Below are 15,736 nucleotides of genomic sequence, written 5' to 3'. Positions count from 1 at the left end.
AAAGAAGAGATACCATGAAAGGATGTTGGGCAAAGTATGTGGCAACCGGAGCAATACTGGCGATGCTCGCCGGCTGCTCCTCGAAACCGACCGATCGCGGTCAGCAGTATAATGAAGGAAAGCTTACCCAGCCGTTTTCACTGGTTAACCAACCTGATGCGGTCGGCACGCCAATTAACGCGGGCGACTTCTCCGAACAGGTCAGGCAGATCCGCAGCGCTTCTCCGCGCCTCTATAATAGCCAGAGCAACGTCTATAACTCCCTGCAGCAGTGGCTAAGCGCCGGCGGCGATACCCGCACGCTGAGCCAGTACGGCATTGACGCCTGGCAGATGCAGGGCGCCGATAGCTACGGCAACGTGCAGTTTACCGGCTACTACACCCCGGTGGTGCAGGCGCGCCACACCCGCCAGGGTGAGTTCCAGTATCCTATTTACCGCATGCCGCCGAAGCGCGGCAAGCTTCCGTCCCGCGCCAGCATCTACGCCGGCGGGCTGAGCGACAGCTATATCCTGGCCTACAGCAACTCGCTGATGGACAACTTCATTATGGATGTCCAGGGCAGCGGCTATATCGATTTTGGCGACGGCTCGCCGCTGAACTTCTTCAGCTATGCCGGGAAGAACGGCTGGTCGTATCGCAGCATCGGTAAAGTGCTTATCGATCGCGGCGAAGTGAAGAGAGAAGATATGTCGATGCAGGCGATCCGCGAATGGGGTGAAACCCATAGCGAAGCCGAAGTGCGCGCGCTGCTCGAAGAGAACCCGTCCTTCGTCTTCTTTAAACCGCAATCCTTCGCCCCGGTGAAAGGCGCCAGCGCAGTACCGCTGATTGGCCGCGCGTCGGTCGCCTCTGATCGCAGCATTATCCCGCCGGGAACCACCCTGCTGGCGGAAGTCCCGCTGCTGGATAATAAAGGCAAGTTTAACGGTCAGTACGAGCTGCGCCTGATGGTTGCGCTGGACGTCGGCGGCGCGATTAAAGGCCAGCACTTCGATATCTATCAGGGTATCGGGGCGGATGCCGGGCATCGCGCGGGCTGGTATAACCACTATGGCCGCGTTTGGGTGCTGAAAAACGCCCCGGGCACGGGCAACGTCTTTAGCGGCTAACACTCCTTTCTCCGCTTCCCCGACGGCACGCGTGCGTCGGGGAAGCGGCCATTTTATTTTGAGGTTATATGTCTGTTGTAATTAGCGACGCCTGGCGCCAGCGTTTTGGTGGGACGGCGCGTTTGTATGGTGAATCAGCGCTGCAGTGTTTTGCCGACGCGCACGTCTGCGTCGTCGGCATCGGCGGCGTCGGCTCCTGGGCCGCAGAAGCGCTGGCACGAACCGGGATTGGCGCCATTACCCTTATCGATATGGACGACGTCTGCGTCACCAACACCAACCGGCAGATTCATGCCCTGGGCGGCAACGTCGGGCTGGCGAAAGCCGAGGTGATGGCGGAGCGCATCCGGCTGATCAACCCTGAATGTCAGGTGACGGTGATTGACGATTTCGTGACGCCGGAGAACGTGGCCGAATATATGGGCGCGGGCTTCAGCTACGTGATTGACGCTATCGATAGCGTGCGGCCGAAGGCGGCGTTAATTGCCTGGTGCCGTCGCTATAAGGTGCCGCTGGTGACTACCGGCGGTGCGGGTGGGCAAATTGACCCGACCCAGATTCAGGTGGCGGACCTGGCGAAAACGATTCAGGATCCGCTGGCGGCGAAGCTGCGCGAGCGCCTGAAGGGCCAGTTCGGAGTGGTCAAAAACAGTAAGGGCAAGCTCGGCATCGACTGCGTGTTCTCGACCGAGGCGCTGGTTTATCCCCAGGCCGACGGCAGCGTATGCGCGATGAAAAGCAGCGCGGAAGGCCCCAAACGAATGGACTGCGCGTCGGGCTTTGGGGCGGCAACGATGGTTACCGCCACCTTTGGCTTTGTCGCCGTATCGCATGCGCTGAAGAAAATGCTGGCGAAAGCCGGGCGTCAGGGCCAGGCGCTTTAGCTCGGGTTAAGCCTCGCGGGCCGCGGCAAGCACCGCGGCGCCCAGCGCGGCGAGGCCCTGGCCGCGAGAGGCGCTAAGCTGCGCGCGCAGCCCCAGCTCGTCGAACAGCGCCAGCGGATCGCGCGCCTGCAGCTCGGCGGCGCTTTTCCCCTCAACGGCCGTCAGCAGCACGGCCAGCAGGCCGCGAACGATCCGTCCCTCGCTGTCGCCAAAGAAATGCAGCCGACCGTCGCGCACGCTATACCCCAGCCAGACGCGGTTTTCACAGCCGGCAATCTCCGTCGTGAGGGCTTTCGCCTCGTCCGCCAGCGGCGGCAGCTTTTTACCTAACAGAATCAGCTGGCGGTACTTATCTTCCCACTGGCTCAGCGGGACGAAGGTTTGCCGCAGCGTCGCTTCGGTGATGGCGGTGCCAAACGGATGGTTCTGCGGGTTGGGAGTCGTCATTAGTCCACCAAAATTTCCAGAGCGCGGTCAACGGCATGCACCAGCGCGTAAACGTCATCCTGGGTATTATAAGGCGCAAACGAGGCGCGCAGGGTGCCGCTGACGCCAAGCGCCGCCAGCAGCGGCTGGGCGCAGTGCTGCCCGGCGCGAAGCGCGATGCCGGACTCCGCCAGCAGCATCACCATATCGCCGTGGTGCACGCCGGCGAAATCAAACGCCAGCAGGCTTGAGCTTTGGCAGCGGAAGGAGCGGAAGCCCGGACGTTTCGCCAGCTCGTCTTCAGCCAGCGTCGCCAGGCTGCGGCTCCAGCTTTCGGCCTGGGCGATATCGGTCTCCTGCAGCCACTCCAGCGTCGCGCTCAGGCCAATGACGCCGGCGACGTTTGGCGTGCCGGCCTCCAGCCGATAGGGGACGGGCTGGGTTTTAAACCCGTCGAACGTGACTTCGGTAATCATTTTACCGCCGCCGAGCCACGGCGACATGGCGTTCAGCAGTTCGCTTTTACCGTACAGCACGCCAATCCCCGTCGGGCCGTACAGCTTATGGCCGGAGAAGGCGTAAAAGTCGATATCCAGATTCTGGACGTCGGCCGGGAAATGCACCGCGCCCTGCGCGCCGTCGACCATCACCACCATTCCCGCCTCGTGCGCGAGGCGGATCGCCAGCGCCAGATCCGGACAGCCGCCGGTCACGTTAGACATCTGGCCAATGGCCAGCACCCGGCTGCGCGGCGTAATCAGGGAGGGCAGGCTCGCCACGTCAGGCAGGCGATCGGCGCCGATGGGCAGCTTCACCACCCGGGCGCCGGTTTGCTCGGCCACCATCAGCCAGGGAACCAGATTGGCGTGATGCTCCGCTTCGCTGACGATGATTTCGTCCCCGGGCCGCAGGCGCGGGCGCACGTAGCTCTGGGCCACCATGTTAATGGCTTCGGTGGTGCCGCGGGTCCAGACGATATCTTTGCCCGACGGCGCGTTAAGCAGCGCCGCGACGCGCTCGCGGGCGTCTTCATAACGTTCGGTCAGGCGCTGGGCGGCGGCAAACTGGCTGCGGTGCACGTTGCCGGCGCTGAGGCGATAGAACCGATCGCTGGCCTCGATGGTGGCCAGCGGCTTTAGCGCCGTCGCCGCGCTATCAAGGTAAACGCCGGCATCGGCCAGAGCCGGAAACTGCGCGCGAAACTGAGCGGGATTGAATGCGTTCATGGAGCTCCTCGTTGCAATCCGACGATCGTCGCGCAATTTATCCGTCAGGGCAAGGCTGACAAGCACCGGATAAGGAAGAGAGGGGAAATTCAGGGCAAAAAAAAGCACCGCGCGTTGCGGTGCTACATTAAATCACTATGGACAGACAGGGTAAATGTACAGGAAGTGAAAAGGGGGTAGCTTAGCCACCATGGTCCGCAAAGACAGACCAATTGCAAACACAACAACACAACATCACAACCGTAAGCCAAAAGCTTGTTGGAACACGCATTCCAAAAAAAGCTCTTCGTTCCGGCTCAGGAAGTGCGGCCACTATAGGTATTTGCTGGTAGAACCTCAACGGACAAATTATAATGGCTCAGATAAAAAAAACTAATAGGTTAAACGTTGTTTCCTGTTTGTTAAATTGCCTTAACATCTAAGCCAGAATAACCATGTCAAAGCGATTACCACCTCTGAATGCATTACGTGTTTTTGATGCAGCCGCACGTCATTTAAGCTTCACTCGCGCAGCCGATGAGCTTTTTGTGACCCAGGCCGCAGTAAGTCACCAAATCAAGTCACTAGAGGACTTTCTTGGGCTGAAGCTGTTTCGGCGGCGCAATCGATCGCTGCTGCTGACGGAAGAGGGCCAGAGCTATTTTCAGGATATTAAAGATATTTTTTCGCAGCTGACGGAGGCGACGCGTAAACTGCAGGCGCGAAGCGCAAAAGGGGCGTTAACGGTCAGCCTGTTGCCCAGTTTTGCGATTCAGTGGCTGGTCCCGCGCCTTTCAAGCTTTAACTCAGCTTATCCGGGAATCGACGTCAGAATCCAGGCGGTGGACCGTCAGGAGGACAAGCTGGCGGATGACGTTGACGTGGCGATTTTCTACGGCCGCGGCAACTGGCCGGGGCTGCGCGTCGAAAAACTGTACGCCGAGTATCTGCTGCCGGTGTGCTCGCCGGTGCTGCTGACCGGTGACAAAGCGTTGAAAACGCCTGCGGATCTGGCGCAACATACGCTATTGCACGATGCTTCCCGTCGCGACTGGCAAACTTATACCCGCCAGCTGGGTCTAAGCCATATTAACGTCCAGCAGGGGCCGATTTTCAGCCACAGCGCAATGGTGCTGCAGGCGGCCATTCACGGACAGGGGGTCGCGCTCGCCAATAACGTGATGTCCCAGTCCGAAATTGAAGCCGGCCGTCTGGTCTGTCCGTTTAATGATGTTCTGGTCAGTAAAAATGCCTTTTATCTGGTTTGTCATGACAGTCAGGCTGAACTGGGTAAAATAGCCGCCTTCCGGCAGTGGATACTGGCGAAAGCGGCAAGTGAACAAGAAAAATTTCGTTTTCGTTACGAACAATAAATGATTGTAGGGTAATAACATGACCAGCCGTTTTATGCTGATATTCGCCGCGATAAGCGGTTTTATCTTTGTTGCTCTGGGCGCCTTCGGCGCGCACGTGTTAAGCCGGTCGCTGGGCGTTGCGGAAATGGGCTGGATCCATACCGGCCTTGAGTACCAGGCCTTCCATACGCTGGCCATTTTTGGCCTGGCGGTGGCGATGCAGCGCCGCATCAGCATCTGGTTTTACTGGAGCAGCGTCTTTATGGCGCTGGGAACCGTTTTGTTCAGCGGCAGCCTTTACTGCCTGGCGCTGTCGCATTTACGCCTGTGGGCGTTCGTTACGCCGGTGGGAGGCGTCAGCTTCCTCGCCGGTTGGGTCTTAATGTTAATTGGTGCAATTCGTCTGAAACGTAAGGGCGTTGTTCATGAATAAGGTTGTCCTCTATTGTCGCCCCGGGTTTGAGAAGGAGTGCGCAGCAGAAATTACCGATAAGGCATCCCGCCTTGAGGTGTTTGGTTTTGCCCGCGTGAAAGATAACGCCGGGTACGTGATTTTTGAATGCTATCAGATGGAAGATGGCGACAAGCTGGCGCGCGAGCTGCCGTTCAGCTCGCTGGTCTTTGCCCGCCAGATGTTTGTGGTAGGCGAACTGCTTCGCGACCTGCCGCCGGAAGATCGCATCACGCCGATTGTCGGCATGCTGCAGGGCGTGGTGGAGAAGGGTGGCGACCTGCGGGTTGAAGTGGCCGATACCAATGAAAGCAAAGAGCTGATGAAGTTCTGCCGTAAGCTTACGGTTCCGCTGCGCGCGGCCCTGCGTGAAGCGGGCGTGCTGACCAGCTACGAAACCACGAAGCGTCCGGTGGTGCACGTATTCTTTATCGCTCCGGGCTGCTGCTATACCGGCTACTCCTACTCCAACAACAACTCCCCGTTCTATATGGGGATCCCGCGGCTTAAATTCCCTGCCGATGCGCCGAGCCGCTCTACGCTGAAGCTGGAAGAGGCGTTCCACGTCTTTATCCCGGCCGATGAGTGGGACGAGCGCCTGGGCAACGGCATGTATGCGGTGGATCTTGGCGCCTGTCCCGGCGGCTGGACCTATCAGCTGGTGAAGCGCAACATGTGGGTTTCGTCGGTCGATAACGGCCCGATGGCGCAGAGCCTGATGGATACCGGACAGGTGACCTGGCTGCGTGAAGATGGCTTCCGCTACCGCCCGACCCGCAGCAACATCTCATGGATGGTGTGCGACATGGTGGAAAAGCCGGCTAAGGTTGCGGCGCTGATGGCGCAGTGGCTGGTCAACGGCTGGTGCCGCGAGACTATCTTCAACCTGAAGCTGCCGATGAAAAAGCGCTATGAAGAGCTGTCGCGCAATCTGGCCTACATCCAGGAACAGCTGGATGAGCACGGCATTAATGCGCAGATTCAGGCGCGCCAGCTGTATCACGATCGTGAAGAAGTCACCGTTCATATTCGCCGCCTGTGGGCTGCGGTTGGCGGTCGTCGCGACGAGCGCTAGCTTCGCGTCGTCTCCCGGGTAGCGGCACCGCTATCCGGGCTCTCCTCCCCCTTCTCCTGCCGGCTATTTTGCCGCGATGGGCTCATCAGAAATGATGTGCGTCACGTCATCGAGATGGCCAATGCTGGCCTCGCCCGAGCGATTAAACTTACTCTTATCGATCAGCAGCAAAGACTGCGCCGCCCGCTTGAGCAGCAGGGACTTGAACTCGGCGTTAACCGTATTTGAATCCCAAAGCGCGCCGTTGCTGTCGATGCCCTCGCAGGAAAAAACGAACAGATCGATCTCCAGCGATCGGAGCTGCGGGATAAGCGAAGCGCTGACGTAGCAGCCGTATTTGCGCTGCAGGGTGCCGCCGGAGCAGGTGAGCTGGATATGCTCGCGTTTGCTCAGCTCCTGGCAGATGGGCTGGCTGTTGGTAAACACGTGCAGGTTGACGTCCGGGAGCTGACGGGCCAGATACCAGCAGGTGGAGCTGGCGTCGAGGGCGATAACCATCCCTTCTTCTATCCAGGCAAGGGCCTCGCGGGCGATATCGGCTTTGTGGGCATAGTGGCTTTTGAGGCGGATGTGGAACGGATCGCCGCTGTCCTGGCTCTGGCGATGAATGATTTTGACGCGCCCGTGGTTACGCAGCACTTTGCCCTGCGACTGCAGCTCGCTGAGGTCGCGACGAATCGTCTCTTTACTGACCGCGAGCTGCAGCGATAGGGCTTCGGTCGTCAGGCTGCTGTGGTTGATCAGCAGGTCTATTATCGCCTGCTGGCGTGCCGCTTTCATTTTCTCTCACCCTGTCAGTCAATAAACGCCCGCATCAGGCGGGCGCTCCGGCATGAGATTACGGCGTTACTCCTTTTTTTAAAAGAATATTCCCGTACTTCGCGCGCTCCCCTGTGATAACGATCGCAAAGGCTTTTTGCGCCCGCTCGTAGAACGCAAAGCGATCGATGCGGATGACTTCCGGGCACGGCGACTGCCGGGAGAGCGCATCGCGATAGCGGCGCTCAACGTCGGGGTCGAGCGCGTCGCCCGCTACCGCCGCCATCATCACCAGCGGCGGCGCGTAGCCGTCGAGCTCAAACAGCGGCGCGATCGCCTGCAGGAGATCGCTGACCAGCAGGCCGTCGGCGCGAACGACCTGCGGCCCCATACTGTGGGCCGGGAAGTGGGCGTCGGAAAAAATAATTTCATCCCCGTGGCCCATCTCGGCCAGGGTCTTAAGCAGCTCGGGGGAGATGAGTGGCGAGATAGTTTTTAGCATGTCATACCTCATCTATCAGTTCAGGTTCGGTTTGTGGGTAAAAGTAGCGGTACCGGTAGTGCACCTCGGCTCTGGCCAGTTCCGGGCTGGCAAACTCGCCGGCGCCAAACCAGCCGTACATCGCCGCGCCGGCAACGGTGGTTTCCGCGTCATCGAGCACCTTAACCGGCATATCCAGCGCGTTGGCTTTAATTTGATTCCACAGCGCGTTACGGCTGCCGCCGCCCACCAGCAGGAGCTCGCTGGCCTTAAAGCCGCCGATTTTCTCCAGGCTGCGCAGGTGGCTCTGCAGCTGAGCGGTTAGGCCCTCCAGCGCGGCGCGATAAAAATGGCCGCGGGTGGTATTCAGCGTTACGCCCTGCCAGCCCGCGTCCCGGCAGGCCAGCAGATCGCAGCGCATCTTCACGCCTTCGGCACCGGCGGGAATAAGGCGCGCTTCCTCAATCAGCGTGTGCCACGGCGTCTCCGGCGTCCACAGCAGCTGACGCACCCACTCCAGCACGCCGGACGCCAGCCACTGCATCCCGGGGTTGGCCAGGCCGGGCTGGCTGTCCAGTTCGCAGGTTGAGCCGGGGTACTGGCTCAGCAGCGGGGTGTTAACCCCGGCGCTGCGCACCATCAGGATTTCCCAGGTGCCGGAGGAGAGCACCGGTTCGTCCTGCTGCGCGCCGGCGCCAAACAGCGCGAACTGCGTATCGTGCCCGGCGGAGAAAACCGGTATCCCGACGGGGAGCTGCAGCAGCGCGGCGGCGTCGGCCTGAAGGGTGCCGATTTTGTCTCCCGCCTCCACCAGCCGCGGGAACAGCCGACGCGGGATCCCCGCGGCCTGCAGGATCTCGGGGCTAAACTCGCGCTGGTGAATATCCAGCATCTGGCCGGTACCCGCCATGGTGATATCGGTGGTGAACTCGCCGGTTAAGCGGTGGTTGATAAGCGATGAGATAAACAGCCAGGCGTGCGCCTTTTCCAGCAGCTGGGGGTGGTTCTCTTTCAGCCACACCAGCTTATATAACGTATTGAAGCTGAAGGCCCCGACGCCGGAGATCTCCTGCAGCCGCTGGGCCGGCATTATTCTGCCGATGTCGCGCATCACCGCCGCGGTGCGCGGGCATTTCCAGCTGATCGTCGGGTAGAGCAGGGCGCCGCGTTCGTCGACCAGCGCGCCGTCGACGCCAAAGGTGGTGACCGTAATACCGCGAATGCGGCAGGCGGCCAGCTCCGCCGCGAGCGTCTGGCAGCAGCTGGCGAAGCGCTGGAGGATCGCCTCCAGAGACCACTGGTGCCAGGCGCCGTTTTCCGCCGCGACGTCGCTGGCGTTGGGGGTCGATGCGCGGGCGACAATCTTCCCCTGCCGATCGACTGCGATGGCCCGGACGTTGGTTGCCCCGCAATCGAGGACCAGAATAACCTCTTGTTTCATCATTGCTCCTGAAACAAAAAAAGCCCTTTCGCGATGAAAGGGCGGAACGTATTAACGTTTGTACAGCGGGCCATAGTTCTGGCAGGCGCGGTAGTCCTGACCTTCGGTATCCATCCCGTGCGCTGACCAGGTTGAAGGGCGATAGATTTTCGCCTCCTCCACGTTATGCATGCAGACCGGAATGCGCAGCATGGCGGCGAGGGTGATAAAGTCCGCGCCGACGTGGCCAATGGTCAGCACGCCGTGGTTGGCCCCCCAGTTCGCCATCACCGAATAGACGTCACTGAACGGGCCCTTGCCGGTCAAACGCGGCGCAAACCAGGTGGTTGGCCAGGTGGAGTTGGTGCGCGCATCCAGCTGGTCGTGCATCTCTTTCGGTAGCTCGACGCTCCAGCCTTCGGCGATTTGCAGGACCGGCCCCAGGCCCTTAATGATGTTGACCCGGGTCATGGTAAACGGCACGCCGCCTTCGGTGAGGAAGCGCGAGGAGTAGCCACCGCCGCGGAAATACTCGTGGATCGCCGGGCACCACTCGGTGGCCGCGAGGCAGGCGTCGGCCTCCTGCTGCGAGATTTCCCAGTGCGGTTTCATGGTCGGGTTGCCGGCGGCATCGCGCTGTTTACAGGAGCCGTCCAGCGCCGCAGAGCCGGAGTTGATCAGGTGGATAATGCCGTGCTGCGCCAGCCCGGTAAGCGGCTGACCCGTCACCCGTTCAACCGCATCCGGTGACCAGTAGGTCCGGACGTCGGCAAAGACCTGGGCGGTGCCGGTGAGCTGGTGACCCAGCAGCATTGCCACCCCGTTGAGGCTGTCATTTTCGGTCGCGACAACCAGCGGCTCGCGCACTCCGTTCCAGTCAAACGAGCTGTTCAACAGCGCCTCGGCGGTATCGCCGTTCGGGTATTGATCGGTCCAGTGGCGCTGGCCCTGGAAACCGGCGGCAATGGCGTTATAGCCCAGCGACTCTTCCACCAGCCCTTTGTCCGCCAGCTTCGCGTTGCCCTGCATCATGTCGCGAATGCATATCGCCATCAGCAGGCTCTCTTTCAGAACCGCCCGGCTCTGCTCGGCATTGCGTTTGTACTGCTGTGCGTTCTGGTCCTCGCCGTAGCGGAAGTTTTTATCCGCCCACGCCAGCGCCATCTCCAGCTCCACTTCATCATAAATTTTCTGGTCGATGCGCCGACGTAGCTCGGTCATATCGACCGCCTGTACCTTCATGCCGAGCCAGGATTCGAAGAAGTTATGATCGACGATGGAGCCGGCAATCCCCATGGATACGCCGCCGACGGAGAGATAGCTTTTGCCCTTCATGGCGGCAACCGCCAGCCCGGCGCGGGCGAAGCGCAGCAGCTTTTCTTCGACGTCCGCTGGGATCGCGCTATCGTCCGCGTCCTGAACGTCGTGACCATAGATCGAGAAGGCCGGAATGCCCTTCTGGCTGTGAGCGGCCAGCGCGGCGGCGAGATAGACCGCTCCCGGGCGCTCGGTGCCGTTAAAGCCCCAGATGGCTTTCGGGCGCATTGGGTCCATATCGATGGTTTCGCTGCCGTAGCACCAGCAGGGGGTGACGGTAATGGTCACGCCGACGTTGTGGCCGCTAAACTTCTCTTCGCAGGCCGCAGACTCCGCCATACCGGCGATGCAGGTATCCGCAATGACGCACTCGATCTGCGCGCCACAGGCGTGGCGAAGCTTTTCGCCGATCAGCGCGGCGGTGGCCTGCGCCATGCTCATGGTCTGCTCTTCCAGCGACTCGCGTACGCCCATGCGACGTCCGTCAATGACCGGGCGAATGCCTATTTTCGGTAAGCTGATTTTTTTCATTCCAGACTCCTCACGTTATGCGGAAAATGTTCAGTGGGTTGCCGTTTGTGAACGGAAACGGGCAAAAATAAAGATGATGGCGAAGCACAGCGTCGGGACCAGTTCGGCGGTCGGGATATTGCCCGCCGCATCGCTGACAAAGCCCATCACCGGCGTGACGATGCCGCCGCCGATAATGGTCATGACGATAAATGACGAACCGTATTTGGTGTCCTGCCCCAGGTTTTTGATCCCCAAGGAGAAAATGGTCGGGTACTGAATCGACATAAACGCGCTGCACAGCGTCAGCGCCAGCAGGCCGATATGGCCGCCGCTGAGCGCGGAGATCAGGCACAGCACCATCGACAGCAGGGCATAGGCGGCGAGCACTTTATGCGGGGCAAAACGGCTGATAAGCCAGGTACCGCTAAAGCGGCCGATGAAGAAGCAGACCATGGTGCCGGTCAGGTAGTTCGCGGCGAAGCCGGGCGTCATGCCGGGGATCTCTTCGATAGCATAGCGAATCAAATAGCTCCAGCAGGCGGTTTGCGCGCCAACGTAGCAGAACTGCGCCAGAACCGCCCAGCGCCAGTGGCGAATGCGCACCAGCCTGGCGAAGGAGGTGCTCAAAGAGCTCTGTTCGCTATCAACATGGTCGTCGCTTTGCAGAGAAGGAAATTTTGTCAGCGCGATCAGCACGGCAACCAGCAGCACGATCGCCACGATAATCATGTACGGCGTCTGAACCGATAGCACCAGGCTGTGCTTATAGGCGCTGAGCTGCTCGGGCGCCATTTTATCGAGCACCTCCTGCGATTGATGCGGCACGTTAGACAAAATAAGACTTTGCCCAAAGACGACGGCAATAATGGCGCCAAAGGAGTTAAAGGTTTGCGCCAGGTTGAGGCGGAAATGCCCGCCGCTTTCCGGGCCAAGGACCGTAACGAAAGGGTTTGCGGCGGTTTCAAGGCATCCCAGGCCTGCGGCAATAATAAAAAGACCAATCAGAAATAAAGTGTAATTCATTATTTCCGCTGCCGGCCAGAATAGGGCTGCACCGAGAGCGTAGAGAAATAGCCCGGTAATTATTCCGGCCTTATAGCTGAGCTTTTTCATCAGGATCCCGGCGGGGACCGGAATGACGAAATAGCCGAAATAAAAGGCTGATTGAATCAGCCCAGCCTGAAAATTGGTTAAGGTAAAAGCCTGCTGGAACTGCGGCAGTAAAATATCATTTAAGTTATTGGCAACGGCCCACAGGAAAAATAGCGAGCACAGCAGGGCGAATGGAATTATATAGCGCTTACTCTGTCCGACATCTATCGCACGAAAACTCTGCGTTTGTATTGTTGTGTTTCCCATAGCATCCTCATCAGTTCAGAAGCGTGTCCAGCATCTTTAGCATGCGGCTGGTCACTCTCTCCAGCCGGTAAAGTAAGGTGAGTTCCGGTTAAGCGGCGGTGAATAAAATGCTCTCGTGAATGAACTCATGAACTCATTTTCAAATAAACAAGGTCTTTTAATATGATGGCGGTCACATTTGGCCCGGAGACAATGGCTTTATGTGATTAGCATCACTTTAATTTATCTAAAACAATGACCGTTTGAGATTATTTAATTTAAAAGCCACAGCGGTGCTGCCCGATTTAATTTATTGCTGCGCAAACGGGCAATTGTTAAGGGGCAACTAAAATGCCCGTTTTAAACAACAAGAAAAATAACGGGCAGTTTTCTTTGGCGGAAATAACCGGCGCTGTATTTATTCCCGGAGATTAATTGATGGCGGTCACATAATACGCTGATGTCAATTCCATTCTGGTTATTCAATATGATGATGGTGAGTAAATACCTGATTAATTCGACAGAGCCGGGATGAGGTTAGCGAGGATTCTGTTGGTCCGTTTTGAAACACTGAGAGAGGTAAATAATGGAACGAAATACGCTGGCGCGGCAGATTATTGATACCTGCCTGGAAATGACCCGGCTGGGGCTGAATCAGGGGACCGCAGGCAACGTGAGCGTGCGCTATGAAGGCGGCATGCTGATTACGCCGACGGGTATCCCTTACGAAAAGCTCACCGAATCCCACATCGTCTGGATTGACGCCAGCGGCCAGCATGAGCAGGGCAAGCTGCCGTCAAGCGAATGGCGCTTTCATATGGCGGCCTACCAGACCCGCCCCGACGCGCAGGCGGTGGTGCATAACCACGCGGTTCACTGCACCGCGGTATCGATCCTTAACCGGCCCATTCCGGCGATCCACTACATGATTGCCGCCGCCGGCGGCAACTCCATTCCCTGCGCACCCTACGCCACCTTCGGCACGCGAGAGCTCTCTGAATACGTGGCCGTGGCGCTAAAAAACCGCAAGGCGACCCTGCTGCAGCATCACGGGCTGATTGCCTGTGAAGAGAATCTGGAAAAAGCGCTGTGGCTGGCGCACGAGGTGGAGGTGCTGGCGCAGCTGTACCTCAGCACGCTGGCGATTATCGATCCGGTGCCGGTACTGGACGACGAAGCGATAGCCATCGTACTGGAAAAATTCAAAACCTATGGGCTACGTATCGAAGAGTGATCCCGCACGGCGAACAGGAGACGGGTGATGGCGAACAGAATGATTTTGAACGAAACGGCGTGGTTTGGCCGAGGGGCGGTGGCGGCATTGGCCAATGAAGTGAAGCGTCGGGGCTATGGGAAGGCGCTGATTGTCACCGATAAGACGCTGGTTCAATGCGGCGCGGTTAGCCGGGTGACGGACAGCATGGATGCCGCCGGCCTGGCGTGGGAGATCTTTTCCGGGGTGATCCCCAACCCGACGATTGCGGTGGTGCAGGAGGGGCTGCGCGTCTTCAGGCAGAGCGGGGCGGATTACCTGATCGCCATTGGCGGCGGCTCGCCGCAGGATACCTGTAAGGCGGTGGGGATCATCAGCGCTAACCCCGAATTTGCCGACGTGCGTAGCCTGGAAGGGCTATCGCCAACCCGCGCGCCGAGCGTGCCGATTATGGCTATCCCGACCACCGCCGGAACCGCGGCGGAGGTGACGATCAACTACGTGATCACCGACGAGGAAAAGCGGCGGAAATTTGTCTGCGTCGATCCGCATGATATTCCCCAGGTCGCGTTTATCGATGCCGACATGATGGACGGGATGCCGCCGGCGCTGAAGGCTGCCACCGGCGTTGACGCGCTGACCCACGCCATTGAGGGCTACACGACGCGGGCGGCCTGGGCGTTAACCGACGCCCTGCATCTGAAGGCGATAGAGATTATCGCCGGCGCGCTGCGCGGCTCGGTGGCGGGCGAGAGCCGGTCCGGCGAGGCAATGGCGCTGGGGCAGTATATTGCCGGAATGGGGTTTTCCAACGTCGGTCTCGGGCTGGTGCACGGCATGGCGCATCCTTTAGGCGCGTTTTACAACACCCCGCACGGCGTGGCCAATGCCATTCTGCTGCCTCACGTGATGCGCTACAACGCCGCGTACTGTGGAGGCAAGTTTGCCGATATCGCCCGGGCGATGGGCGAGAAAGTTGAAGGCAGAAGCGAAGAGGAGGTCCGCCAGGCGGCGGTAGAGGCGGTGTGTAAGCTCAATCGCGACGTGGGGATCCCGCCGCATCTGCGCGATGTCGGGGTGCGTAAAGAGGATATTCCGGCGCTGGCGCAGGCCGCGCTGGATGACGTTTGCACCGGAGGCAACCCGCGGGAAGCCAGCCTGGCGGAGATTATCGAGCTCTACCATAGCGCCTGGTAAACGCTGCCGGGGGGTTTAGGGCGATGCTGGCTATCGCCCTTTTCGGCTAAACGGCGGCCGCCAGCTATACCAACTATACCGACTATACCGACTATACCAACTATGCCAACGACACCGACTACGCCGTCAGCCGCAGCTGCTGCAGATTGCCGTCGAGCTGTAAATCGGTCTGCAGACGGGCGATTTCGCGGCAGGTGAACGCCATCTCTTTATGCTCTTCCAGCTTCTTGCGCCATTTCTCCGCGACCTCGTCGAGACGGGCGTAAATCCCCTCCAGATCGGTAAACTCGGTTAAGAGCTGGGCGGCGCTTTTGGGGCCGATACCCGCCACGCCCGGCACTTTTGAGCTGCTGATGCCCGCCAGCCCCCAGTAATCAGGCAGCTGCTGCGGGGTCACGCCAAACTCGTTGGCAATAAAAGGGGCGTCCAGCCAGCGCTTCTGGAAGTAGTCGCGGATGCGAACCGTGGGCGAAAGCAGCTGGCAGTAGCCTTTATCGGTGGAGACGATGGTGGCCTGGTGCCCGGCCTGGGCGACCTTCATCGCCAGGGTGGCGGCGAGATCGTCGGCCTCGCTGCCCGCCAGGGCCCAGCAGCGAATTCCACGCTGCTCAAACGCCGCGCGGATCGCGGGCATTTCGGCCTCCAGCGTCTCCGGCATCGGCGCGCGGCCGGCCTTATATTCCGCCAGGCGCTGGTGCCGCCAGCTGTGGGCGCGATCTTCATCATCAAATACCGCCACCGCGTGCGTTGGCTGACTATGGACGATCAGCTGCTCCAGCGCGTGCAGGCAGGTGTCAACGCAGGGCGAACCCTGCACCGCGTGAATGCGGCGAATCAGATTGAGCGCGTCGACGATTAACAGATGAACGGCCACAGGTCTCTCCTTATCATTTATGCCGGCAGATGAGCGGTCCGCCGGCCTGGTCGGGCGCCGTGCCCGAGCCGAGTTCTCATAAATGTAAGGGTATCATTGCCGTGCACAGGAGGCTA

General features: G+C 59.5%; 15 protein-coding genes. 7 read left to right on the top strand and 8 right to left on the bottom strand.

Annotated features, from left to right (window positions below; all coding sequences use genetic code 11):
* The first annotated feature begins 14 nt into the window (after positions 1-14).
* Together mltA and tcdA are read left to right on the top strand one after the other, a co-directional pair.
* A complete protein-coding gene (gene mltA / locus M2416_RS17415) occupies positions 15-1,112 on the top strand; it encodes a murein transglycosylase A (protein ID WP_041147016.1) in 1,098 nt (365 codons plus the stop codon).
* 68 nt (positions 1,113-1,180) lie between these two features.
* The gene (gene tcdA, locus M2416_RS17410; RefSeq protein ID WP_115191993.1) at positions 1,181-1,996 is read left to right on the top strand and encodes a tRNA cyclic N6-threonylcarbamoyladenosine(37) synthase TcdA; all 816 of its coding nucleotides are present in this window, start codon (positions 1,181-1,183) and stop codon (positions 1,994-1,996) included.
* A gap of 6 nt (positions 1,997-2,002) precedes the next feature.
* Here tcdA and csdE read toward each other — a convergent pair whose 3' ends face one another.
* Together csdE and csdA are read right to left on the bottom strand one after the other, a co-directional pair.
* Positions 2,003-2,443, bottom strand: coding sequence for a cysteine desulfurase sulfur acceptor subunit CsdE (gene csdE / locus M2416_RS17405; protein ID WP_259226150.1), 441 nt, complete (start codon positions 2,441-2,443; stop codon positions 2,003-2,005).
* On the bottom strand, positions 2,443-3,648 hold the full coding sequence (gene csdA, locus M2416_RS17400) for a cysteine desulfurase CsdA (protein ID WP_259226143.1): 1,206 nt from the start codon (positions 3,646-3,648) through the stop codon (positions 2,443-2,445). Before csdA ends, csdE begins: the two co-directional genes overlap by 1 nt.
* A 434-nt stretch (positions 3,649-4,082) precedes the next feature.
* Between csdA and gcvA the strand changes: the two genes are divergently transcribed.
* From gcvA to rlmM, 3 genes are read left to right on the top strand one after another with little or no spacing between them, the layout of a single operon-like run.
* Entirely contained in the window at positions 4,083-5,000 is a 918-nt protein-coding gene (gene gcvA, locus M2416_RS17395) for a glycine cleavage system transcriptional regulator GcvA (RefSeq protein ID WP_041147012.1), read from the top strand.
* Between the two features lie 19 nt (positions 5,001-5,019).
* Positions 5,020-5,415: a DUF423 domain-containing protein gene (locus M2416_RS17390; protein WP_041147011.1), complete on the top strand. Its 396-nt coding sequence runs from the start codon at positions 5,020-5,022 to the stop codon at positions 5,413-5,415.
* Positions 5,408-6,508 carry a 23S rRNA (cytidine(2498)-2'-O)-methyltransferase RlmM gene (rlmM, locus tag M2416_RS17385; protein ID WP_076945971.1) on the top strand — a complete coding sequence of 367 codons (1,101 nt, stop codon included), beginning with the start codon at positions 5,408-5,410 and terminating at the stop codon, positions 6,506-6,508. Before M2416_RS17390 ends, rlmM begins: the two co-directional genes overlap by 8 nt.
* A 63-nt stretch (positions 6,509-6,571) precedes the next feature.
* Here rlmM and fucR read toward each other — a convergent pair whose 3' ends face one another.
* The 5 genes from fucR to fucP are packed head-to-tail and all read right to left on the bottom strand — an operon-like array spanning position 6,572 to position 12,357.
* Positions 6,572-7,288, bottom strand: a complete 717-nt coding sequence (gene fucR / locus M2416_RS17380) for an L-fucose operon activator (protein WP_041147009.1) — start codon at positions 7,286-7,288, stop codon at positions 6,572-6,574.
* Positions 7,289-7,346: 58 nt separating this feature from the next.
* Positions 7,347-7,769: an L-fucose mutarotase gene (gene fucU / locus M2416_RS17375; RefSeq protein ID WP_259226131.1), complete on the bottom strand. Its 423-nt coding sequence runs from the start codon at positions 7,767-7,769 to the stop codon at positions 7,347-7,349.
* A 1-nt stretch (position 7,770) separates the two neighbouring features.
* The gene (fucK, locus tag M2416_RS17370; RefSeq protein WP_259226128.1) at positions 7,771-9,189 is read right to left on the bottom strand and encodes an L-fuculokinase; all 1,419 of its coding nucleotides are present in this window, start codon (positions 9,187-9,189) and stop codon (positions 7,771-7,773) included.
* 51 nt (positions 9,190-9,240) lie between these two features.
* The gene (gene fucI / locus M2416_RS17365; protein WP_259226127.1) at positions 9,241-11,016 is read right to left on the bottom strand and encodes an L-fucose isomerase; all 1,776 of its coding nucleotides are present in this window, start codon (positions 11,014-11,016) and stop codon (positions 9,241-9,243) included.
* Positions 11,017-11,046: 30 nt separating this feature from the next.
* The gene (fucP, locus tag M2416_RS17360) at positions 11,047-12,357 is read right to left on the bottom strand and encodes an L-fucose:H+ symporter permease (protein ID WP_259226126.1); all 1,311 of its coding nucleotides are present in this window, start codon (positions 12,355-12,357) and stop codon (positions 11,047-11,049) included.
* A 565-nt stretch (positions 12,358-12,922) separates the two neighbouring features.
* On the opposite strand from fucP, the gene fucA reads away from it, so the two are divergent.
* A complete protein-coding gene (gene fucA, locus M2416_RS17355) occupies positions 12,923-13,570 on the top strand; it encodes an L-fuculose-phosphate aldolase (RefSeq protein WP_041147004.1) in 648 nt (215 codons plus the stop codon).
* A 27-nt stretch (positions 13,571-13,597) separates the two neighbouring features.
* Entirely contained in the window at positions 13,598-14,746 is a 1,149-nt protein-coding gene (gene fucO / locus M2416_RS17350; protein WP_259226123.1) for a lactaldehyde reductase, read from the top strand.
* A 118-nt stretch (positions 14,747-14,864) separates the two neighbouring features.
* Here the strand turns inward: fucO and xni are convergent, their stop codons facing one another.
* Entirely contained in the window at positions 14,865-15,620 is a 756-nt protein-coding gene (gene xni, locus M2416_RS17345) for a flap endonuclease Xni (protein ID WP_045857486.1), read from the bottom strand.
* Between the last annotated feature and the right edge of the window lie 116 nt (positions 15,621-15,736).

Source organism: Klebsiella sp. BIGb0132, from assembly GCF_024810075.1.
Lineage (GTDB): Bacteria > Pseudomonadota > Gammaproteobacteria > Enterobacterales > Enterobacteriaceae > Klebsiella > Klebsiella terrigena.
The sequence above is the reverse complement of the archived record's forward strand: the minus strand, read 5'-3'. Positions and strand labels throughout refer to the sequence as shown.

Coding starts and splice junctions, on each gene's coding strand:
- mltA (WP_041147016.1), top strand. CDS start 15: ATGAAAGGATGTTGGGCAAAGTATGTGGCAACCGGAGCAATACTGGCG.
- tcdA (WP_115191993.1), top strand. CDS start 1,181: ATGTCTGTTGTAATTAGCGACGCCTGGCGCCAGCGTTTTGGTGGGACG.
- csdE (WP_259226150.1), bottom strand. CDS start 2,443: ATGACGACTCCCAACCCGCAGAACCATCCGTTTGGCACCGCCATCACC.
- csdA (WP_259226143.1), bottom strand. CDS start 3,648: ATGAACGCATTCAATCCCGCTCAGTTTCGCGCGCAGTTTCCGGCTCTG.
- gcvA (WP_041147012.1), top strand. CDS start 4,083: ATGTCAAAGCGATTACCACCTCTGAATGCATTACGTGTTTTTGATGCA.
- M2416_RS17390 (WP_041147011.1), top strand. CDS start 5,020: ATGACCAGCCGTTTTATGCTGATATTCGCCGCGATAAGCGGTTTTATC.
- rlmM (WP_076945971.1), top strand. CDS start 5,408: ATGAATAAGGTTGTCCTCTATTGTCGCCCCGGGTTTGAGAAGGAGTGC.
- fucR (WP_041147009.1), bottom strand. CDS start 7,288: ATGAAAGCGGCACGCCAGCAGGCGATAATAGACCTGCTGATCAACCAC.
- fucU (WP_259226131.1), bottom strand. CDS start 7,769: ATGCTAAAAACTATCTCGCCACTCATCTCCCCCGAGCTGCTTAAGACC.
- fucK (WP_259226128.1), bottom strand. CDS start 9,189: ATGAAACAAGAGGTTATTCTGGTCCTCGATTGCGGGGCAACCAACGTC.
- fucI (WP_259226127.1), bottom strand. CDS start 11,016: ATGAAAAAAATCAGCTTACCGAAAATAGGCATTCGCCCGGTCATTGAC.
- fucP (WP_259226126.1), bottom strand. CDS start 12,357: ATGGGAAACACAACAATACAAACGCAGAGTTTTCGTGCGATAGATGTC.
- fucA (WP_041147004.1), top strand. CDS start 12,923: ATGGAACGAAATACGCTGGCGCGGCAGATTATTGATACCTGCCTGGAA.
- fucO (WP_259226123.1), top strand. CDS start 13,598: ATGGCGAACAGAATGATTTTGAACGAAACGGCGTGGTTTGGCCGAGGG.